Below are 21,227 nucleotides of genomic sequence, written 5' to 3'. Positions count from 1 at the left end.
TTCGCACAAGCTTAACGCCCGTGGCTACGATCATAGCCATTGACCGACGGACTGGGCCAATCTCCTAGCATGCCCTCTGCCGGCGCGAAAATCTCCACCAGGAGCGGATGACAGGATGCCGTATCCGAGGAATGCTCGGACGAGCAATCGCCTCCTGGACATGCGCTGAGATTGCCCAACAGGTCGATCTCGGCAAAGAACTCCAGATAGTCGCCCGGCCGCACTGGCGAGGCCTTCATGAAATACTGCCCCGTATCGCGGGTGAAACCGGTGCACATGAAGACGTTCAACACGTCATGCACCAGCATCTCGGCCTCGTGCAGCGGCAGGCCGGTATGGTCGGCCAGGGCCCGGGTCAGGTTGGAATGGCAGCAATGATGATAGTGCCCCCCCGCCAGCAGATTGCCGGTATAGGGGTCGCAGCGGGTGCCGATCACATCATGAACCGAGCCGCCATATTGGTCGATCCCGTACCAGCCCAGCGTATCCTCGATGATCGTCGCCATCGGGCGCAGGTAAGGCAGGTTCGACCATAGCCGCTCGCCCGTGGTGACATGGGTGCCGTGCAAGGCGCGCGTCTTGCCCGAAAAGAACCGCTCGGTCAGGTCATGCAGGTTGTGCAGGTTCAGATCACCCACCTGCGGCCCTTCGACCGAGCTGATGCGAAAGAATTGGCCCGCTTTGACCTCGAAACACCGGCCCTCACGGGGCGGGACCAGCACCTCGCCCGTCTTGCGAGCAGACGCGCGTGCTGCGCGATAGAGAGCCAGGTCGGGGCGTGGAAGACTGTCGTTGGGATAACAGATCACCGGCTTTACGGCGCGGCGGGCATCGGCATCCAAAGGGGCATCGGCGGGGGCATCGGTCATCGGGCGGTCACCTGTCTGGCTACCGCCCCATAAAGCCGTCGGAACGGAGACGGCGCAAGGCCGTCTCCGACAGCGATGCCTCAGATCGCGACAACGTCAAGTGGCGGGAAACCGTTGAAGCCGACGCTGGCATAGGTCGAGGTATAGGCGCCGCAATTGCGGATCACGATCCGGTCGCCATCGCGCAGACCCAGCGGCAGCTGAACCGGTTTCTTTTCATAAAGCACATCGGCGCTATCGCAGGAGGGACCAGCCAGGATGCAGGGGCCTGTCGGCTCATGCTCACGCTCGGTCAGAAACTGATAGCGGATCGCTTCGTCCATGGTTTCGGCCAGGCCCGAGAATTTGCCGATATCCAGATAGACCCAGCGGTGCAGGTCATGGCCGGATTTGCGCGAGACGAGCAGAACCTCGGCCGCGATCGCACCAGCCTCGGCCACCATGCCGCGGCCCGGCTCGGCCATGATCTGCCCCACATCACCAAACCGCTCGCCCACCAGGCGGATCACCTCGGCGGCGTAGAGTTCGGGCGCATCCACTTCCTGACCATAGAAGGCCGGGAAGCCACCGCCGATATTCAGCAGGCTCAGATCATGCCCTGCTGCGCGGGCAGCGTGCCAGACAGCGGCCACCTGATCCAGAACCGGAACCCACATCTCGGCGCGCCGGGTTTGCGAGCCCACATGAAAGGACAGGCCAACCGGGTCGAGACCGACAGAGCGCGCATAGTCGAGGACAGCGATGGCCTTGTCAGGCGCGCAACCGAATTTGCGGCTGAGCGGCCAGTCGGCCTGACAGGCCTCGACGATCATGCGGATATAGACCTTTGCGCCCGGTGCATGGGCTGCGATCTTGTCCAACTCGTCTTCGGCATCGGCGGCAAATAGCGCGATCCCGGCGGCATGCGCCCAGGCGATATCGGCCGGTTTCTTGACCGTGTTGCCAAAGGAAATACGGTCAGCCGAGGCACCTGCGGCCAGGCACAGCTCGATCTCGACGCGCGAGGCGGCGTCGAAGTTGCTGCCCAAGCGAGCCAGCGTCGACAGGATTTCCGGCAGCGGGTTCGCCTTGACCGCATAGTGGATACCCGCGCGGCCAAGCCCCTGCGCCAGCGCGGCGAACTGGCGGGCGACGGCCTGGGTGTCAATCACCAGCGTGGGGCGATCGAAACGATTGGCCAGAATAAAGGTTTCGGCGCGGGACAGAGTCGCGCTTTCGCAGGCCAAGGGCCCGGTTACAACTGCGTTCAAGGTCATCTCCAACAGACGCGGCAGAGCCGTGCGGCAAAAGTGGAGACGTTACCGTCGCTGCGTAACCATAGGGTGCGTCCCTTACGACAGAGGCGCGTGCGTTGGCGTCTTGAATCGCGATATCTGCCCAAAGATGAGTCGTTTCAAGAGGAATTTTCGCGGACCGGAAAATTCTGCCTACCTGCCTCGATTTGCTGTTTGCACGCAACAGGTTGGCGGCTTATCCACAGGCCCCGCCATACGCCCCCCGCAATATGCGCAGGCCCAATCGCCCCGCCTGCGATCCAGCCGCCAACGGCAATTGCGGGACAGTGTGGTACTGCGGGCGCGCCAGAAGAAATAGGCAAACACGCCAAGCGCCAGGATCAGAAGAAGGACGGGCATGCTCCCGTCCTATCTCGTCATGCTCGCATCGGCAATCCGTGCTCAGGCTGCGTTGGCGTATTGGAACAGGTCGGGTTGCTCTTCCTGTGCAGCCGGGACCGGCTCGGGTGTGTAATAGGCCCAGGCCTGCTCAAGCAGGGCCAGCGCCTGATGCGCGGGGATTTGGGGGCTGGCGGGTTTGTTTGCGGCTTTCATGGGCGTCATCCTTTGTGTCAGATTTGGCCCCTCCCTGCGCCTCAATTTAAACTCGGGGCACACCTACCGCATCCCCCAAAGCAGCAGACTAGCCATGCATGAACTGCATGAGGTTGACCGCGAAAAGCAATGTCAGAACGAACCGACCCGGCACCGGTCAATCCCGTGCGGGACCGGTCATATCCTCTTCATGGGTGTTTCGAGGAGATACGCGCAAACCCCCCAGTTTGCTGTCTGAAGAGTGATCCGCGGTCAAGCGCACCGCACCTGAGGTGCGCTTGACTTACTTGCTTATGCAAAGATGACCGACCCGACCTACAGGTAGAGAAAGTCGTCTTGAAACTGGATAACTTCGATATTGACGAGAGTGTCGATCCCCTCGTTTCCAGGCGACACGCGCTCAACCAGTGTTCGCTCTCCTTGCCGGGTTACATTGTAGTCGTCGCGATTGCCGTCAAAGATGGCAAAGTCCCAACCGGCACCACCATCCAGAAAGTCATCGGACGCACCGCCATGCAGACGATCAACGCCTGCATTGCCCAACAATGTGTCCTCGCCATAGAGACCGCGCAGCACGTTTCGACCGTCATCACCAATCAGGACATCGTCATGACTGCTGCCAGTAACGCGTTCGACGCTGACATAACTGTCTTTAGCTGCATCGCCTCTTGTTCCCCGTCCCTGTGACAGGTCTACGGAAACGGCGGCGGATGACGATGCATAGCTGATCATATCCAGCCCAGAGCCGCCGTCGTAGCGGTCGCGACCTGCGGTGCCTACAAACCAATCGTAGCTGCCCAGCCCGCGCAAGTCATTATCACCGGCATCACCTGTTAGGTGATCTTCGAACGACGAACCCGTCACGCGTTCGATACTCTGGTAACGATCCCCCTCGGCCATCCCACCCTGGCCCCGCCCACGGGTCAGATCCACCTGAACCGCACCAGAGGAAGAGACGTAGCTGACCATATCGCGACCGGAACCGCCATCGTAGAAGTCAGCGCCGTCCGATCCAATGAACCAGTCATAGCTGCCGGCACCACGCAAACGGTTATCGCCATCGTCACCGACGATGTAATCGGCAAAGCTTGACCCGGTGACGTTTTCGACATTCGACAAATGGTTGATATCCCGACCCGACGTCACCCGGCCCTCTGACAAATCGACACGTACAGCCTGCCGGTGATCAATGAAACTGACCATATCGTTGCCCGCGCCACCATCGACCGTGTCCGACCCTATTCCGGGTGAGACCCAATCGTCTCCATCACGGGCAAAGATCCTGTTGTTGCCGGCGTCGCCCGAAAGCAGATCATTCCCCTCGGTCGGGTTGAAATCCGAAGGATGGGTTGTTCGAACCTCGACACCAAGGGTGGGCAAGGAAGCGACGACGGAAATGTCCATCCAGACAAATCCGACACCGCCGTTGGACAATGCGGAAAGCTCGGGCCCAATATCGCGGGAGAGGCTTCCCTGAGACAGTTTGATTTCTCCGGTCACAGGACGCAAATTGTAATCATACTGTCGTGCCATCGTATCCGGGCGAGACGTGAGATTCGTCCAGGCGACAACGAACCCGCCCTCGTTCAAGGCGACCACGGTTGGCAGCGTCTGCTCACCTGCGCGTGTCACGTTTACGATGAATTCGTTTCCCTGCGGGACACCTTGGGCCGAAAAGTGACGCGCGATGATTGAACCTTCGCTGCCATCCTGACCCTTCGAATGCCAGACAACGATGACACTGCCGTCATCAAGACGCGCGATTGCCGGCTCTTGTTGATCGCTAGGCGTGTATTGATTGACTTGTATTTCGCGTCCCTGAGGAACCCCGTTTCCATCGACAAGTCGCATCTTGACCGAGGTGCCAGAGCCATCGCCGGTTCCAGAAGTCCAGACAGCAACCAGGCCGCCATTTTCGACACCAACCGCTTCGGGGAAAACCTGTTTGCCCGCAGTGGTCAAATCCAGTTGAGCCATCGGCCCGCGCGGCGTGCCATCTATATCGAAAGCCCTGACAAAAGTCGAATGATCGCTATCGCTCGAACTGTATCCGCCCGATAATACGGCAAACCCACCATCAGAAAGAGAGGTGACCGTTGGAGCAAACAGGATTTCCCTGGCATCGGTCATCAGATTCATCTCTGTACCGATCTTCTGACCCGTGTCCGAATAGCGGGTCGCACGAATTTCGCTGTTGTTCGAAGAGATTTGCTCTGTGTAGACGACAATAAAGCTGCCATCCGACAACGTTTTGACATCACTAGGGGAATTCGGTCCAACGATAGTCGAGACCAGCGTTGAAGAGCCCGTGGACTTGCCTTCTGAATCCACGATTTTGAAGTAAAGCAAACCGGTTCTGGTCTGCCAGGTTACGACTTGTCGCCCATCAGAGAGCGCGGCGTTCTGAGGCCCACTCTGTGCAAGCCCACTGGAGACAACGCTGTATTCGGAGTTTAGTTCAGTTAGGGTCGGCATTTCCATCACACATGAAAATTAATACTATGCCGACCCTATATCGTTCAAACAGTGCGCTCCACCATCATTTTCTTAATTTCGGCAATCGCTTTGGCCGGGTTCAGCCCTTTCGGGCAGGTTTTAGCGCAATTCATGATGGTATGGCAGCGATACAACTTGAACGGGTCTTCCAGATTGTCCAGGCGTTCACCCGTTGCCTCGTCCCGGCTGTCGATGATCCAGCGATAGGCATGCAGCAGCGCGGCAGGGCCGAGGTAGCGGTCACCGTTCCACCAGTAGCTGGGGCACGAGGTCGAGCAGGACGCGCACATGACGCATTCATAGAGACCGTCCAGCTTGCGACGATCCTCGATCGACTGTTTCCACTCCTTGGCCGGGCGGTTGGTCTTGGTTTCCAGCCAGGGCATGATCGAGGCGTGCTGGGCATAGAAATGCGTCAGGTCGGGGATCAGGTCCTTGACCACCGGCATATGCGGCAGCGGATAGATTTTCACGTCGCCCTTGATCTCGTCCATGCCATAGATACAGGCCAGCGTGTTGATCCCGTCGATATTCATCGCACAGGAGCCGCAGATCCCCTCGCGGCACGAACGGCGGAAGGTCAGCGTCGCATCGACCTTGTTCTTGATATAGATGAGCGCGTCCAGAACCATCGGCCCGCAATCGTCCATATCGACGAAATAGGTATCTACCCGCGGGTTCTGCCCGTCATCGGGATTCCAGCGGTAAATCTGGAACTTGCGCAGATTGGTCGCGCCTTCGGGCTTGGGCCAGGTCTTGCCGGTGGTGAGGCGGCTGTTCTTGGGGAGTGTCAGTTGTACCATGTCCTACAAACCTTTCGCACGTATGCAGGCGTTGGCTTTGTCCGCCCGAGCCTGTGTCACGTTGCCCGATGCTTCAACCTTTGCAGAGAGGGCGCCAGCACTGTTCCTCACCAGACTGGTGGTAAAGGGGCCACTAATGCCAGCGTCAGCAACACAGGCACGGAATGCCGCTGCTTTTGCTTCGTTTTCGGGCGAAGACCCACAGGCCGAAACCATACCAGCCGCCAAAAGTGCGCCAAGAAGAGACAGTCGTTTTGCATCGAGAACCAGCGATTTGATCTTCATCAGAATGTCCTTTCTTTCGGTGCGATCTTTTTCAAGGCGATACCGCCCTGCTCTTCGGTAGTGAGCGGCTCGGTGATGACCGGGCGATAGCTGAGCTCGACCTTGTTGCCTTCGACCCGGCTGATGGTGTGCACCCGCCAGTTCTCGTCGTCGCGGGTCGGGAAATCTTCGTGCGCATGGGCGCCACGGCTTTCCTTGCGCGCCTCGGCGCCGACGATGGTGGCCAGCGCGCTGGGCATCAGGTTGGTCAGTTCCAACGTTTCCATCAGGTCGCTGTTCCAGACCAGGCTACGGTCGGTGACGCTCAGATCGTCCATCTTGGCGGCGATCGCGGTCATCTTCTCGACGCCCTCGGCCATGGTTTTGGCGGTGCGGAACACGGCCGCATCGGCTTGCATGGTTTTCTGCATCTCCAGCCGCAAATCGGCGGTGGCGACAGAGCCCTTGGCGTTGCGCAGCCCGTCGAAACGATCAAACGCCTTTTCGACCGAGGCGAGGTTCAGCACCGGGTTCGCGGCCTCGGGGTCCACCACCTTGCCGGCGCGAATGGCCGAGGCACGGCCAAAGACCACCAGGTCAATCAGCGAGTTCGAGCCGAGGCGATTGGCCCCGTGCACCGAGGCGCAACCGGCCTCGCCCACGGCCATCAGGCCGGGCACGATGGCGGTCGGGTTGTCGGCGGTGGGGTTCAGCACCTCGCCCCAATAGTTGGTCGGGATGCCGCCCATGTTGTAATGCACGGTGGGCAGAACCGGGATCGGTTCCTTGGTCACGTCGACCCCTGCAAAGATCTTGGCGCTTTCCGAGATGCCCGGCAGCCGTTCGGCCAGCGCCTCGGCCGGGAGGTGACTCAGGTTCAGGTGGATATGATCGCCATCCTTGCCTACGCCGCGACCTTCGCGAATTTCCATGGTCATCGAGCGGCTGACATAGTCGCGCGGCGCCAGGTCCTTGTACTGGGGCGCATAACGCTCCATGAACCGCTCGCCCTCGGAGTTGGTCAGATACCCGCCCTCGCCGCGTGCGCCCTCGGTGATCAGGCAGCCCGAGCCATAGATGCCGGTCGGGTGGAACTGCACGAATTCCATGTCCTGCAGCGCCAAACCCGCGCGGGCCACCATGCCGCCGCCGTCGCCAGTGCAGGTATGGGCCGAGGTTGCGCTGAAATAGGCACGGCCATAACCACCGGTCGCCAGCACCACCATCTTGGCGTTGAAGACGTGGAAGGTGCCGTCATCCAGCTTCCAGCAGACCACGCCCTGGCATTGCCCGTCTTCGGACATGATCAGGTCGATGGCGAAATACTCGATATAGAACTCGGCGTTGTTCTTCAGCGACTGGCCATAAAGCGTATGCAGGATCGCGTGACCGGTCCGGTCCGCCGCCGCACAGGTACGCTGCACCGCCGGGCCTTCACCGAACTCGGTCGTATGCCCGCCGAACGGGCGCTGATAGATCTTGCCCTCTTCGGTGCGCGAGAACGGCACGCCGTAATGCTCCAGCTCGTACACCGCCTTGGGGGCCTCGCGCGCCAGGTATTCCATCGCGTCAGTATCGCCCAGCCAGTCCGAGCCCTTGACGGTATCGTACATGTGCCATTGCCAGTGGTCCGGACCCATGTTCGACAGCGACGCGGCAATCCCGCCCTGCGCGGCCACGGTGTGCGAGCGGGTCGGGAACACCTTGGTCACGCAAGCGGTGCGCAGCCCCTGTTCGGCCATGCCCAGCGTGGCCCGCAGACCGGCACCGCCGGCGCCGACCACGACCACATCGTATTCATGCGTTTCGTATTCGTAAGCAGCCATTGATAAAGCTCCGGTCTTAAAGGGCGATGCGGGCGATGGCGAAAAGGCCGGTCGCAGCAGCGGCATAGGAAAGGCAGATCACCAGGATGATCAGGATTTTCTGCATCAGGCCATGCACGTAATCCTCGATCAGCACCTGGGCGCCGTCGGCGAAATGTTTGAAACCGACGACCAGCGTCAAGGCGGCAACGATGGCCGGGAAGGGGCGCGAGAAATAGTCGAGCACCGCCTGATGCGGCTCGCCCAGCATCGGGCCAAAGGTGAACACGAACAGCGGGATCAGGATCAGCAGGGCCACCGAGCTGACCTTCATAGCCCAGAAATGAGCGGTGCCCGTCTTGGCCGAACCCATGCCAACGGCGCGTTTGCGGTCTGTGAGATAGCGCATCTTTGGCCTCCGTTACGCGATGACCACAAGGGTCAGGATGGTGAGGAGGACAGACCCGATCACGACCGCCCAGCCCAGTTTCTCGGCTGTCGGCAGGTCAAGACCCAGCGCATTGTCCCAGATCAGGTGCCGGATACCGGCCAGCGTGTGATACCACAGCCCCCAAAGCGACAGCGCCATCACCAGATCGCCGATCAGCGAGGTGATCACCCCATCGGCAACGGCGAAATACTCGGGCGATGTCGCGGCGGCCAGGAACCACCAGACGATCAGCAACGCCGCAAACAACAGCGCATTGCCCGTGATCCGCGTCAGGATCGAGGTGATCGAGGTCAGCTGCGGTCGATAGATCGAAAGATGCGGCGAAAGCGGGCGGTTACCCCGATTAACATCGGCCATGGTGGCTCCTTTCCGTTGGCTGCGCTTGGTTTTACCTCTTTTTCGCGTCCTGTCACGCGCCGCAACTGCAAAAGGGCGCGGTTTTTTGGCGCGTCTAGCAAGATTTGCCCCTTTGTGATCACGGTGATCTTGTGTGTGATCACAATGATATCCGCATTATCTCCATGTGAGCGTTAGCAGGGAAGATTGCTTGTGATCACGAATCTCTCAGTGACACCTCAGTCCAATGCCGCGGTCTGCTGCGTGACCTCGCGCAGCAGTTTTTTGCGGATGCGGGCGGGATAGTCGGCAAAGCCATTGGCGGTTTCGACAAAGGCCCCCTCGCCCACGATGACATTTTCATAGAAATAGGCGGTCAGGTCCGGCTCGCTCTGCTCGATGGCGATGGCATTCACCGTAATCCCCAGCGCGCGCAGATCGCGATGCACCGCCAGCGGCTCGATCCCCTCGTTCGAGGGTCCATCGCCGGAAACGTCGATCAAATGGCGGGCGCAATCGGGAACCTGGGCAAATGCCGCCATGGTGACTTCCAGCGCCTCGCCGATCGCGGTGGAATAGTTGCGCCAGATGCGCGGGTCGGCGGCGACCCGGTCGGCGAACCGATCCAGTGCGTCGAAGCTGCTGGCCTGGGTCCAGGGGATGGTCACCCGCTGGCGGTCAGAGCCGGTCCATTGCACCAACATCAACTGTGCCTCTGCCCGCACCAGCGCCTCGGACACCACCGGATCGCGCAGCGCATGGGCCAGCCCGTCCATCTGAGTGCGGTATTCGCCCTCATCAACGGACCCGGATACATCCACCGCAAGCGCCAGGGCCAGATCGCAAGCGGCTGCGGGCGGGGTCAGGAAAAGGCCAAAGAGGAATACGCGCCAGAAAGACATGACCGCAGGCTAACACAATTCATCGCGATTACGATCACATGCGTGTCAGCGGCGCCTGTTCGAACAGCCAGTCCTCGAATTCGGTGCACAAGGTGATCGAGACCGCCTCGGGATCGTAATAGGCATTTGCTTCGCCACAGGGTTCGACCCGGAATTCGAGCGGTTCGGGCAGGTGGAACAGATCGTTGAAAACCGCGACCTCCTCTGACACCACCTCGGCGCTCAGGCCCGCCTTCGGGCCGACATAGGTCATGCTCTGACCTGCCCCCGAAATCTCATCCAGGACCGGCCCCCAGCTGTCATAGGCGATGTCGAACTCCTCGCCACAACTGTCCAGCCGCTCTTGCGGCAGGTCCAGTTCCAGCGCGATGTCAGACCGGGATTCCAAATCTGCGCCGGCAAAGAGGCAAACCAGGTTGTAATAGCGTTGCAGGTCAGGCCCATGCACATCCCACCAGGCGATCTCATCGCCGACGGCCTCGGCCTCGGCCAGAAAGCCAAAGGCGGCGTCGATGGCGATATCGGTGGCTCCCGCCTCTTCGTACAAGGCGTCGATCAGCAGGATCGAGGCCACATCGGCGGCATCCTCTTCCTGCCCGAAAACGGGCAGCCCCAGAATGTCGATCAGCGCATGGCCAAATTCATGATACAGGATCGCAGTCAGGTTGGACCTGACGAAATCCGCGTCATCCGCCGCGACTGGCGTGGCCAGGCACAGCAGAGCAGACAGAACGAAACGCATCCCGAAATCTCCAAGGTGGAACGCGGAGATTATTTCGGCATCAGCACCCAATAGTCCAGATCGAGCAGCACCTCGGGCAGGTATTTGCCATCCTCGCCGTGCAGCGCAAAGGGCGCGCCACCCTTGGTGGCCACCAGCCGCAGGCGCAGCGCTCCGACGCCGGGCGCTGCGGTCTCGGCCTTGTCCAGCACCTCGGTCCAGGCCTTGATCGTGTCGCCGGCAAAGCAGGGATTGGCATGCGCCCCGCCGTTCAGCCCGACGATTATCTGCGCATTGGCCAGCCCGTTGAAACTCAACGCCCGCGCCATCGAGATCACATGCCCGCCATAGATCAGCCGCCCATCGGGGCGGAAGGTCAGGTCGAAATGCACCTTGGCCGTGTTCTGCCACAGGCGGGTGGCCAGCATATGCTCGGCCTCTTCCACCGTGACACCATCCACATGGTCGATGGTTTCGCCCACCGCATAATCGCCCCAGCGGTGCGGCTCGCCCGCCAGCGCGAAATCATAGGCCGTGAAATCCAACCCCTCGGGCACCACCAGATCGTTTGGCGCCAACGCCTTTTTCAGCTCGGGCACCACTATTTCGGGCGCGGGCGCATCCAGGTCGCGTTTGCGCACCATCACCCAGCGGACATATTCCATCACGGTCTCGTCGCGCTGGTTCAGCCCGCGCGTGCGGACATAGACAACCCCGGTCTTGCCGTTAGAGTTCTGTTTCAGCCCGATCACCTCGGAAACCGAGCGCAGCGTATCCCCAGCATAGACCGGCTTCAGCCAGCGGCCCTCGGCATAGCCGAGATTGGCCACCGCGTTCAGCGACACATCCGGAACCGTCTTTCCGAAGACCACGTGGAACGCCGCCAGATCGTCGATCGGGCTGCCCGGCAGGCCGCAGGATTGCGCAAACGCGTCCGAAGAATACAGCGCATGCCGCGCGGGATAGAGCGCATGATAGAGCGCGCGCTCGCCATTGGTCACGGTGCGCGGCACCGCGTGATGCAGGGTCTGGCCGACAGTGTAGTCTTCGAAAAAGCGGCCCGGATTGGTCTTTGCCATTAGTGCTGTCCCAGTTTCATGTCAGGGGAATAGTCTGCCTCGACCTCCTTGGTCACCGCCTGGGCGCACCGCATGATGCCGTTGGCCGCGTCATAGGCATAGGCGGGGGAGCCATAAAGCTCCCACCCCTTGGCCAGCGCATCCGAGACCTTGTGGCAGAAAGCGGCGGTGTCCTCCTCGGTCAGAAGGCGATAAAGCTTGGCCATGATCGCGCCCTTATGCCGGGAAGGGCCAGGGCCCGACCAGCCCGTGGATATAGCCGATCACCGCCATCAGCACGACCGAGGCGACCAGGAACATTGCGTCCTTGCCCAGCGTGCCGGGTTCGCCCGGGGTCCATTCTGGTTCTGCGGCATTGATCGCCGCGACTTCGACAATGCCCCACAGGAACAGGCCACCGAACAGGATGATCGAGGCCAGATCGCCGTTGACCAGCAGGTGCGCCGCCGCCCAGGCCCGAAAGCCCGCCAGCATCGGGTGCCGCATCTTGTGCAGCAGCTTGCCCTTGGTTCCGGCCGGGCTCATCATCCAGATCGCCACCAGAACCAACAGGTTGTTGGCATGGGTCAGATACGAGGGCGGCGCCCAGACATGGATGTAATCGGTCATCCGATAGCCGATCACCATCAGCACGACTGACCCCAGCAGCGCCAGCGCCACCATCCCCTTGCCCCGGTCGCCCATGGCGGCGCGACGGGCGGGCATTGCCCGTTTGAACAGATGCGCGGCCCACCAGACCGCGATGCCGAGAATCAGAAGAACGAAGCCCATGTCGATTTATCCTGCTTGCAAAGCCAATATTGCCTCTGCTTTTGCCAGAACTTCACGGGCGGTGGCAACGTGCAGGTTTTCCACGATCTTGCCATCCACAACGGCAACGCCCTGCCCGCTGGCCTCGACCTCGGCAAAGGCCGCGATCTGGCGACGAGCCAGGTCGATCTCGGCCTCGGACGGGGCAAAGGCGGTATTGGCGATCTCGACCTGCGCGGGATGGATCAGCGTCTTGCCGTCAAAGCCCATGTCACGGCCCTGCGCGCATTCGGCCGCCAGCCCCTCGCCATCCTTGAAGGCGTTATAGACCCCGTCGATGGCGATCAGCCCCTCGGCCTTGGCCGCCAGCAGGCACAGGCCCAGCGAGGACATCATCGGCAGACGGTCGGCGCGGAATCGGGTCTGCAACTCCTTGGCCAGGTCGTTGGTGCCCATCACAAACCCGGTCAGCAGCGGGTGCGCGGCGATCTGGGCGGCATTGAGCATGCCGCGCGGGGTTTCCATCATCGCCCAGATCGGCAGATCGCCGGTGATCGCGGCCAGCGCATCCACATCTGCGGCACCACCGACCTTGGGCAGCAGCACCACATCGGCATCCATGTCGCGCACCGCCTCGGCATCGGCGTGACCCCACGGGGTATCCAGCCCGTTGATCCGCACGATTTTGACCCGCGCGCCATAGCCGCCCTGCGCCAGCGCCGCCTTCAACGTCTCGCGCGCGTTGTCCTTTTCGTCTGCGGCGACCGCGTCCTCGAGATCGAAGATGATCGCATCCACCGGCAGGCTGCGCGCCTTGTCCAACGCCCGCTCCTTGGAGCCGGGGATATAGAGGACGGAACGATAGGGGCGCTGGCGCGGATCCATGTCAGGTCTCCCAAGAGAAATATTGTTGCGCGGAGAGGTGCATTTTTTGCCGGAATGTTCAAGGCAAAAAACGCCGCATTGCAGCATGAACCTTGTGCAACAGGGTGGCGCGCGCCGGATTAACCGGTTTTCAGCACCTTTTCGGCAGGGTTTTCGTATCGGAACAGGGCATGCGGGTCCTTGGGGCAGGCCACCGGGCAAGACGGACCGAGACATGTTCTGCCATGACCACCGGCAACGGGCGGTGCGGCTGACCGGGAATACCGGCAGGCCTGGGCGCATCGCGGCTGCCCCGGAAAAGGGGACGACCCATGAAGACGATGATGATCAAGATGACGATGGGCCTGGGCCTGATGGCACTGGCCGCCGGCCAGCTTCAGGCGCAGGGCAACAACTGCGCGCCGCGCCAGATGGTGCTGGACCAACTCGCGCAGAAATATGGCGAGGCGCGGCGCGGCATCGGGCTGGTGCAACAAGGCTCGGTGATGGAGGTTTTTGCCTCGGACGAGACCGGAACCTGGACCATCACGGTGACCCTGCCCAATGGCATGACCTGCATGGTGGCCAGCGGCCAGTCCTATGAGGCACTGGCCGAGGCGCTGCCAACCAGCGGCAACGACGCCTGACCCGGGTTGCGCGCCGGTCCGATGCGCCCTTCTCCCTCGTGGGGCGCTTGCGGGTCGGATCGGCGCGCTACTTTGCGCCCGTTCAGACGAGCGCGTCCCAGATCAGCTTGAGCCCGGTCAGTGTTAGCATGGCATGCGCCAGCGCGAAAAAGGCCCGTTCCGGCACCATATGATGGGCCCGAACACCCAGCCAGGCCCCGAGCAGGGCAAAGGGTGCCAGCAGCAGACCCGCCCGCGCGGTGTCCAGGGTGAACATCCCCAGCCAGGCATAGGGAACAAACTTGGCGATGTTGAGCGCCCAGAAGGTCAACACCGTGGTGGCCTGAAACTCGGTCTTTCCCAGCCTTTGCGACAGCAGATAGACCGCAGCCGGCGGCCCGCCCGCATGGCTGACAAAGCTGGTGAACCCGGCAACCGCCCCCGCCAGCAAACCGGCCGCAGGGGGCAGGCGCGAGGCGAATTCGCGCATCCACCCGCGCCCTCGCAGCATCTGCCAGGCCACAAACGCCAGCGAAATCCCCCCGATCAGCAGACGCAACAAATCGGCATCGGTCGCGCGATAGAGCAGCGCACCGAGCGCCACGCCGGGCAATCCACCCAGGATCAGCAATCGGGCGTCGGGCCAGCTCCACCGGCGCCAATAGGGCTTTAGCGTCGCCAGGTCGATCAGCATCAACAAGGGCAGCATCAGCGCCAGCGCCTGCCCTGGGTCAAGGTAGATCGCCAGAATCGAGGCCGAGGCAAAGGCCACACCCGAACCGAACCCACCCTTGGAAATACCCGCAAAGATCACCGCCGGAATGGTCACCGCGAAAAAGCCGATATCCGGTTCCAGCACGCGCCTTTCCCCCTTAACCCTCTACCTTGTAACGCTTTTAGCGCAATCACCCTCTCTCGGACAGAGTGAATGCGCTGCGATGCCGCGTCGCAGAACCCTTGCGCGACGCCGCTTTAGGCTCTAGCACAGCGGCGATTTTCAACCGGACCGGAGATACTCCAAATGGCCAGACCCAAGATCGCGCTTATCGGCGCAGGTCAGATCGGCGGCACGCTCGCCCACCTCGTCGCGCTGAAGGAACTGGGCGATGTTGTCCTGTTCGACATCGCCGAAGGCACGCCCGAGGGCAAGGCGCTCGACATCGCGGAATCCGGCCCCTCCGAAGGGTTCGACGCCAAGCTCAAGGGCACCCAGTCCTATGCCGATATCGCTGGCGCCGATGTCTGCATCGTCACCGCCGGTGTGCCGCGCAAGCCGGGCATGAGCCGCGACGACCTGCTGGGCATCAACCTCAAGGTCATGAAGTCGGTCGGCGAAGGCATCCGCGACAACGCGCCTGACGCGTTCGTCATCTGCATCACCAACCCGCTCGACGCGATGGTCTGGGCGCTGCAGCAGTTCTCGGGCCTGCCCGCGAACAAGGTCTGCGGCATGGCAGGCGTGCTCGACTCGGCCCGTTTCCGCCACTTCCTGGCCGAAGAGTTCAACGTGTCAATGAAAGACGTCACCGCATTCGTGCTGGGCGGCCATGGCGACACCATGGTGCCTTCGGTGCGGTATTCGACCGTTGCCGGCATCCCGCTGCCCGACCTGATCAAGATGGGCTGGACCAGCCAGGAGAAGCTGGACGCCATCGTGCAGCGCACCCGTGACGGCGGCGCCGAGATCGTTGGCTTGCTGAAGACCGGTTCGGCCTATTACGCACCCGCCACCAGCGCCATCGAGATGGCCGAGGCCTATCTGAAAGACCAGAAGCGCGTCCTGCCCTGCGCCGCCTATTGCAACGGCGAACTGGGCGTAAAGGGCATGTATGTGGGCGTGCCCACCGTGATCGGCGCCGGCGGCATCGAACGCATCATCGACGTGTCGCTGACCAAGGAAGAGCAGGACATGTTCGACAATTCGGTCAACGCGGTCAAAGGCCTGGTCGAGGCTTGCAAAGGCATCGACGGCTCGCTGGCCTGACCCCCGGCAGCGCAAAGTTCAGGGCCGGTCCCCAGGGGGCCGGCCCTTCTTCATCCCTGTTTGCGCCCCGCTTCGGCAAAATGCAGCCGGTAAAGGCGCCGCCACCGGATCCGGTGGCGGTCGAAATCCGGGATGTCGAGCTCCAGCCCTTCGTCGAAACCGACGCGCGACAGGTCTGCTGTTAGCCCCAGCGCCCGCAACGCCGCGCCCGGGTCGATCCGCGGGCGCCACAGCAACCCGATCGCCTCCAGCCGCTCCAGATCCACCAGCGGCAGGGCCTTGAGCCGCTGATGCAGCTGCAACAGGGCGAACATGTCGCCCCGGTTCTCGTCGACATAGGCGATCTGTGCCTGACGCGCGGGCGCCAGCCCGGCATGCGCCGCCGCACCGCCGCCCCGGTCTGTCCAGCCGCGCAGCAGTTTCATGATCCAGTGGAACCCGGTCAGCCCATCGTAATGCAGGACCCGCGCATTGACCGCTGGCCAGAGCAAGGGTCTGTCATGCCCGGAAGGCGCCCGCGGAGAGTGAATGCCAGGCCAAAGCTTGCGCCCGACCCGTACCGCCGATTTCCCCTGCGAATGCGCGACCACCCCGCGATGCAGGAAAGGCTGAATCGCGGGGTCGAGCAGATCGGCCTGATCCGGCCACCCCCTGAGCAGCGGCGCGCGCATATAGCCGTCAAACAGCTGCTCTTGCGGTTCTGCCGCATCGAATACCCGCTCAAGATTGGGCAGATGCAGGAAGTCCACGGCCTCGGGCAAACCGCCGAGGATCCGCGCCATTACAAGATCGGTTTCCAGAAACTCATCCGCATCAAGATGCAACAGCCAGTCGGCTTCGGCCTGCAGATAGGCGCGGCTGGCATTGCGGATCTGGCGTTTTTCGTTGGTTGCCGGGCGTGGGCCGCCGAGCTCTTGCTGCCAATAGGCATCGTCGCACAGCGTAACCCGGCATCCGGGCAGATCGGCCAGGGCCTCTTGCAGCTCGGGGTCGGGCGCGTCGAGGTAAAGCTCGACATAGTCAGCCCCCAGCGCCAGATGATGTGCAACAAAGGCAAGCACCAGCACGGTCGGTTCCCGGCAGGTGGTCACCACCGCCCAGCTGGCCTGCCCGCTTCCACCCTCTCGAAAATACATCACTGCTCTCGCTACGCGCTCTGACGGCGCGGGCACCACGCTATCGGCCCCCCGGTTTCAGATCAACCACCGTCCCGCCGAACCGTTAGCGCAAAAGACGCAAAACCCGCTCTAATGACCGTTTTTGTTCGGAATGGAGATGAGGCGAATCACATAGAGTCGCATGGCTTCACATATGTGATCACAGCCAGAAACCGTGTGATCACAAATACGCAAAATCTTCATGATATTTCCGGCCCGCGTCAAAAAACCCTTTAAACATGGCCGCTAGACCACCCTATATCGGGTCAATCGCAGTCAGACGGGACAGATGCAATGAACATCCATGAATATCAGGCAAAGGCCCTTCTGCGCAGCTATGGCGCGCCGGTTTCGGACGGCCGCGTGGTGCTGCGTGCAGAAGACGCCAAAACCGCCGCCGGCGAACTGGACGGCCCGCTATGGGTCGTCAAGGCGCAGATCCACGCGGGCGGCCGTGGCAAGGGCAAGTTCAAGGAGGCCGATGCCGGTGAAAAGGGCGGCGTCCGTCTGACCAAATCGGTCGAAGAGGCCGCCGAAGAAGCCAAGAAGATGCTGGGCCGTACCCTGGTCACCCATCAGACCGGCCCGGTGGGCAAGCAGGTCAACCGCATCTATATCGAGGCCGGCTCCGGCATCGAACGGGAACTGTACCTGGCCCTGCTGGTCGACCGTCAGACCAGCCGCATCTCGTTTGTCTGCTCGACCGAAGGCGGCATGGACATCGAAGAGGTCGCCGCCAGCACGCCCGAGAAGATCCTGTCCTTCAGCGTCGATCCGGTGACCGGCTACCAGCCCTATCATGGCCGCCGCATCGCGTTTTCGCTCGGCCTCGAAGGGCCGCAGGTGAAACAATGCGTCGCGCTGATGGGTCTCCTCTACAAGGCCTTCGTCGAGAAGGACATGGAGATGCTGGAGATCAACCCGCTGATCGTGGCCGAGGGCGGCAGCCTCAAGGTGCTGGACGCCAAAGTCGGCTTTGACGGCAACGCGATCTATCGCCACTCGGACATCGCCGAACTGCGCGACACCACCGAAGAGGATCCCAAGGAACTGGAAGCCTCCAAATACGACCTGAACTACATCGCGCTGGATGGCGAGATCGGTTGCATGGTGAACGGCGCCGGTCTGGCGATGGCCACCATGGACATCATCAAGCTCTATGGCGCCGAGCCTGCCAACTTCCTCGACGTCGGCGGCGGCGCTACCAAGGAGAAGGTGACCGAGGCGTTCAAGATCATCACCTCGGACCCGAACGTCAAAGGCATCCTGGTCAACATCTTCGGTGGCATCATGCGCTGTGACGTGATCGCCGAGGGCGTGGTCGCCGCGGTCAAGGAAGTGGGCCTTCAGGTTCCGCTGGTCGTCCGACTCGAAGGCACCAATGTCGAAAAGGGCAAGGAGATCATCAACACCTCCGGCCTGAACGTCATCGCCGCCGACAACCTGTCCGACGGAGCCGAGAAGATCGTGAAAGCGGTAAAGGGTTAAGATGCAAAGAGCTATACTAGGAATCATAGCCAGCGCGTTTCTCGTGGGCTGCACGGACACCTCCCTTTCCACTTCTGGTGGCGGGAGCACACGCTCCCAAACGCAAGTGGTTTCTTACGAAGACGCAGTAAATGCGTTCATAGAAGCCTGCGTAAAGACAGCAGCTTCGCCGAACTCTGCCCCCCAAGCTTTCGAGGCCCTTGGCTTTGGTAAAAAAGAAAATCGTAACGGCGGCTACGACTTTCAATCCCCTTATGCGACTGCACAGGTTTCACTCAGAGCCGGTGTCGGCAAGACAACTGAATTGGGCCAATGTCAGGTAATTCCGAACGGTGGAAACTTCCAAACATCCGCTGCATTGCTTTCACAGCAGATTTCCAAACCATCGTTCAGAGCAAAAAGAGTTCCAGGGAACACGTCATGGTTTCTTGGGAACACCGGCACAATCGCGATCGTTTCTTTCAACAAAGGGATGATGGTCAGAACGCAACGGTTGGCGTCCTCTCAGTAACGCTAAGCTGGAAATTACATAAAGGAGACTCCTCAAATGGCAGTCCTCATCGACGAAAACACCAAAGTGATCTGTCAGGGCTTTACCGGCTCGCAGGGCACATTCCACTCTGAACAGGCCATCGCCTATGGCACCAAGATGGTCGGCGGTGTGACTCCCGGCAAAGGCGGGATGGAGCATCTGGGCCTGCCCGTGTTCAACTCGGTCCACGAAGCCAAGCATGTGACCGAAGCCAATGCCACCGTGATCTATGTGCCGCCGCCCTTCGCCGCCGACTCGATCCTTGAGGCGATCGACGCCCAGATGGAGGTGATCGTCTGCATCACCGAAGGCATCCCGGTTCTGGACATGATGAAGGTCAAGCGCGCGCTCGAAGGCTCGTCCTCGCGCCTGATCGGTCCCAACTGCCCCGGCGTGATCACGCCCGATGCCTGCAAGATCGGCATCATGCCCGGCCATATCCACAAGCGCGGCAGCGTTGGCGTTGTGTCCCGCTCGGGCACGCTGACCTATGAGGCGGTGAAACAGACCTCGGATATCGGTCTGGGCCAGTCCACCGCCGTGGGCATCGGCGGCGACCCGATCAAGGGGACCGAGCATATCGACGTGCTGGAATGGTTCCTGGCCGACGATGAAACCGAAAGCATCATCATGATCGGTGAAATCGGCGGCAGCGCCGAGGAAGAAGCCGCCCAGTTCCTGAAGGATGAGGCCAAGAAAGGCCGCAAGAAGCCGGTCGCCGGTTTCATCGCGGGCCGCACCGCCCCTCCGGGCCGCCGCATGGGCCACGCGGGCGCCATCGTCGCCGGCGGCAAGGGCGGCGCCGAGGACAAGATCGAAGCCATGCGTTCGGCTGGCATCGTCGTGGCCGACAGCCCGGCAACCCTGGGCGAGGCCGTGCTGGAAGCGATCGGCAAGTAAACCGCTGCCCCCGGCCCGTCGCGGGGTCGCAGGCAAATCGTGAGGACACATGACGTTCGGTCAATCCATAGGAACGTGTTTCGCGAAGTACATCACCTTCTCCGGGCGGGCCTCTCGCCCGGAGTACTGGTATTTTTTCCTGTTCCTCCTGCTGGGCAGTATCGCGGCGACCATGCTGGATGCGCTGTTGTTCGACGCCGTGACCACCACGGTCGAGACCTCGGATACCAGCACCAGCGCCCGTATCGAAAACACCGGCCCCATCGCCCCGATCTTCTCGCTTGCGGTGTTCCTGCCGCATCTGGCGGTGGCCTTTCGCCGGATGCACGACACCGGGCGCAGCGGGATTTACGCCATCCTGCCGTTCCTGCTGATGCTGTGCGCCGTGCTGGTGCTGGTCTTCGGCGTCGGCATCGCCTCCAGCTTTGCCGCCGGCGGTTCGCTCGACCTTCTCTTCACCCGCGCCACGCTGCTCTTGCTGATCCCGACGCTCGCCGTTCTGTTCATCTCGCCGCTGCTGGTTCTGTGGTGGCTGACCCGGCCCAGCCAGCCAGGCACCAATCAATACGGTCCCAATCCGGTGCGGGCGGTGGCGTCATGACTGCGACCAGGGCATATCTGGCCAGGATCCGCCAGCATCTGACACTCGCGCTTGCCGGGCTGTTCCTGTGCATTGCAACTCCGTCGCTGGCCGAAATGTTCGGACCGATCTCAGGCCAGGTGCACGGCACCGGAGCCAAGGCGCTGGTCATCGTTCTGCACGGGGATTCCGGCCCGGATTACATCACATCCTTTGCCGCCGACCTGGCCCGGCGCAATCCTCAGTCAACCGTCATCCAGATGGCGCGGCCGGGCTATTCCATTGCGGGGCGCCGAAGCAAGGGCTCCAACAGCGGTAGCCGCGATCACTATACCAAGCAGAACAACAATCTGCTCGCACAGGGCATCTCGGCTGCCAGCCAGGCGTATCCGCATAACAGGCTCGTGGTGGTGGCTCATTCCGGCGGCGCAGCACAGACCGGCACATTGCTGGGAACGGTGCCGGGCCTTATCGACATAGCAGTGATGGTATCCGGCCCATTCGACATTCCGCGCTGGCGCGCGTCGCGCGGTACGCCCTGGCCCAAGAGCCAGTCACCAATTCGCTACCTCGACCAGATACCACGACAGACCAAGATCATCGCGGTGACAGGCCAGCAGGATTCAAACACCCAACCGGGCCTTGCCCGGGACTATGTGGCAAAGGCCCAGGCGCGCGGCCTGAACGCCACATTCACCGCCATACCGAATGCAGGCCACAGTTTCAGATCGCTCAAAGAACCCGTTCTGGCCATCGCGACGCGCGAAATCCAGAGCTAGGAAAGTCAGGTG

General features: G+C 61.6%; 24 protein-coding genes. 7 read left to right on the top strand and 17 right to left on the bottom strand.

Annotated features, from left to right (window positions below; translation table 11 throughout):
* Positions 1 to 11 precede the first annotated feature (11 nt).
* The 15 genes from SPO_RS01850 to SPO_RS01790 form a co-directional block, all read right to left on the bottom strand.
* Complete coding sequence (locus tag SPO_RS01850; RefSeq protein ID WP_011046126.1) at positions 12 to 869, bottom strand: urea carboxylase-associated family protein; 858 nt, start codon at positions 867 to 869, stop codon at positions 12 to 14.
* An 80-nt stretch (positions 870 to 949) separates the two neighbouring features.
* On the bottom strand, positions 950 to 2,125 hold the full coding sequence (locus SPO_RS01845) for a type III PLP-dependent enzyme (RefSeq protein ID WP_051420301.1): 1,176 nt from the start codon (positions 2,123 to 2,125) through the stop codon (positions 950 to 952).
* 420 nt (positions 2,126 to 2,545) lie between these two features.
* The gene (locus SPO_RS23180) at positions 2,546 to 2,698 is read right to left on the bottom strand and encodes a hypothetical protein (RefSeq protein WP_193385770.1); all 153 of its coding nucleotides are present in this window, start codon (positions 2,696 to 2,698) and stop codon (positions 2,546 to 2,548) included.
* Between the two features lie 315 nt (positions 2,699 to 3,013).
* Complete coding sequence (locus tag SPO_RS01840) at positions 3,014 to 5,179, bottom strand: hypothetical protein (RefSeq protein ID WP_044027809.1); 2,166 nt, start codon at positions 5,177 to 5,179, stop codon at positions 3,014 to 3,016.
* 38 nt (positions 5,180 to 5,217) lie between these two features.
* Entirely contained in the window at positions 5,218 to 5,997 is a 780-nt protein-coding gene (locus SPO_RS01835) for a succinate dehydrogenase iron-sulfur subunit (RefSeq protein ID WP_011046122.1), read from the bottom strand.
* A 3-nt stretch (positions 5,998 to 6,000) separates the two neighbouring features.
* Positions 6,001 to 6,282: a hypothetical protein gene (locus SPO_RS22735; protein WP_030003164.1), complete on the bottom strand. Its 282-nt coding sequence runs from the start codon at positions 6,280 to 6,282 to the stop codon at positions 6,001 to 6,003.
* Complete coding sequence (sdhA, locus tag SPO_RS01830; protein WP_011046121.1) at positions 6,282 to 8,087, bottom strand: succinate dehydrogenase flavoprotein subunit; 1,806 nt, start codon at positions 8,085 to 8,087, stop codon at positions 6,282 to 6,284. The genes SPO_RS22735 and sdhA overlap by 1 nt, the downstream gene beginning before the upstream one ends.
* Before the next feature lie 16 nt (positions 8,088 to 8,103).
* Positions 8,104 to 8,475: a succinate dehydrogenase, hydrophobic membrane anchor protein gene (sdhD, locus tag SPO_RS01825; RefSeq protein ID WP_011046120.1), complete on the bottom strand. Its 372-nt coding sequence runs from the start codon at positions 8,473 to 8,475 to the stop codon at positions 8,104 to 8,106.
* 12 nt (positions 8,476 to 8,487) lie between these two features.
* Entirely contained in the window at positions 8,488 to 8,874 is a 387-nt protein-coding gene (gene sdhC, locus SPO_RS01820) for a succinate dehydrogenase, cytochrome b556 subunit (RefSeq protein ID WP_011046119.1), read from the bottom strand.
* Positions 8,875 to 9,092: 218 nt separating this feature from the next.
* A complete protein-coding gene (locus SPO_RS01815) occupies positions 9,093 to 9,755 on the bottom strand; it encodes a DUF1194 domain-containing protein (RefSeq protein ID WP_011046118.1) in 663 nt (220 codons plus the stop codon).
* 34 nt (positions 9,756 to 9,789) lie between these two features.
* Positions 9,790 to 10,497: a DUF4344 domain-containing metallopeptidase gene (locus tag SPO_RS01810; protein ID WP_044027808.1), complete on the bottom strand. Its 708-nt coding sequence runs from the start codon at positions 10,495 to 10,497 to the stop codon at positions 9,790 to 9,792.
* Positions 10,498 to 10,526: 29 nt separating this feature from the next.
* Positions 10,527 to 11,555 (bottom strand): MaoC family dehydratase, encoded by a 1,029-nt coding sequence (locus tag SPO_RS01805; RefSeq protein ID WP_011046116.1) that lies wholly within the window; start codon positions 11,553 to 11,555, stop codon positions 10,527 to 10,529.
* A complete protein-coding gene (locus tag SPO_RS01800) occupies positions 11,555 to 11,761 on the bottom strand; it encodes a DUF1737 domain-containing protein (RefSeq protein ID WP_011046115.1) in 207 nt (68 codons plus the stop codon). The genes SPO_RS01805 and SPO_RS01800 overlap by 1 nt, the downstream gene beginning before the upstream one ends.
* Positions 11,762 to 11,771: 10 nt before the next feature.
* Positions 11,772 to 12,326: an NnrU family protein gene (locus tag SPO_RS01795; RefSeq protein ID WP_011046114.1), complete on the bottom strand. Its 555-nt coding sequence runs from the start codon at positions 12,324 to 12,326 to the stop codon at positions 11,772 to 11,774.
* Between the two features lie 6 nt (positions 12,327 to 12,332).
* A complete protein-coding gene (locus tag SPO_RS01790) occupies positions 12,333 to 13,190 on the bottom strand; it encodes an HpcH/HpaI aldolase/citrate lyase family protein (RefSeq protein WP_011046113.1) in 858 nt (285 codons plus the stop codon).
* Between the two features lie 311 nt (positions 13,191 to 13,501).
* Between SPO_RS01790 and SPO_RS01785 the strand changes: the two genes are divergently transcribed.
* Complete coding sequence (locus SPO_RS01785; protein ID WP_011046112.1) at positions 13,502 to 13,816, top strand: hypothetical protein; 315 nt, start codon at positions 13,502 to 13,504, stop codon at positions 13,814 to 13,816.
* Positions 13,817 to 13,898: 82 nt separating this feature from the next.
* Here SPO_RS01785 and SPO_RS01780 read toward each other — a convergent pair whose 3' ends face one another.
* Entirely contained in the window at positions 13,899 to 14,654 is a 756-nt protein-coding gene (locus tag SPO_RS01780; protein ID WP_011046111.1) for a sulfite exporter TauE/SafE family protein, read from the bottom strand.
* Between the two features lie 162 nt (positions 14,655 to 14,816).
* On the opposite strand from SPO_RS01780, the gene mdh reads away from it, so the two are divergent.
* Entirely contained in the window at positions 14,817 to 15,779 is a 963-nt protein-coding gene (mdh, locus tag SPO_RS01775) for a malate dehydrogenase (protein WP_011046110.1), read from the top strand.
* Between the two features lie 50 nt (positions 15,780 to 15,829).
* On the opposite strand, the gene SPO_RS22090 is transcribed toward mdh, so the two are convergent.
* Positions 15,830 to 16,915, bottom strand: coding sequence for a glycosyltransferase family 2 protein (locus tag SPO_RS22090; protein WP_051420300.1), 1,086 nt, complete (start codon positions 16,913 to 16,915; stop codon positions 15,830 to 15,832).
* Positions 16,916 to 17,230: 315 nt separating this feature from the next.
* Between SPO_RS22090 and sucC the strand changes: the two genes are divergently transcribed.
* The 5 genes from sucC (at position 17,231) to SPO_RS01750 (ending at position 21,215) form a co-directional block, all read left to right on the top strand.
* On the top strand, positions 17,231 to 18,424 hold the full coding sequence (gene sucC / locus SPO_RS01765) for an ADP-forming succinate--CoA ligase subunit beta (protein WP_011046108.1): 1,194 nt from the start codon (positions 17,231 to 17,233) through the stop codon (positions 18,422 to 18,424).
* A gap of 106 nt (positions 18,425 to 18,530) precedes the next feature.
* Entirely contained in the window at positions 18,531 to 18,935 is a 405-nt protein-coding gene (locus SPO_RS22730; RefSeq protein WP_217625509.1) for a hypothetical protein, read from the top strand.
* Positions 18,936 to 18,971: 36 nt separating this feature from the next.
* Positions 18,972 to 19,856 (top strand): succinate--CoA ligase subunit alpha, encoded by an 885-nt coding sequence (sucD, locus tag SPO_RS01760; RefSeq protein WP_011046107.1) that lies wholly within the window; start codon positions 18,972 to 18,974, stop codon positions 19,854 to 19,856.
* 49 nt (positions 19,857 to 19,905) lie between these two features.
* Complete coding sequence (locus SPO_RS01755; RefSeq protein WP_011046106.1) at positions 19,906 to 20,457, top strand: DUF805 domain-containing protein; 552 nt, start codon at positions 19,906 to 19,908, stop codon at positions 20,455 to 20,457.
* Between the two features lie 95 nt (positions 20,458 to 20,552).
* Positions 20,553 to 21,215, top strand: a complete 663-nt coding sequence (locus SPO_RS01750) for an alpha/beta hydrolase family protein (RefSeq protein ID WP_030003162.1) — start codon at positions 20,553 to 20,555, stop codon at positions 21,213 to 21,215.
* The last annotated feature ends 12 nt before the right edge of the window (positions 21,216 to 21,227 follow it).

Origin of the sequence: Ruegeria pomeroyi DSS-3 (assembly GCF_000011965.2) — a bacterium.
In the GTDB taxonomy this organism is placed as follows: Bacteria; Pseudomonadota; Alphaproteobacteria; order Rhodobacterales; family Rhodobacteraceae; genus Ruegeria_B; species Ruegeria_B pomeroyi.
The sequence above is the reverse complement of the archived record's forward strand: the minus strand, read 5'-3'. Positions and strand labels throughout refer to the sequence as shown.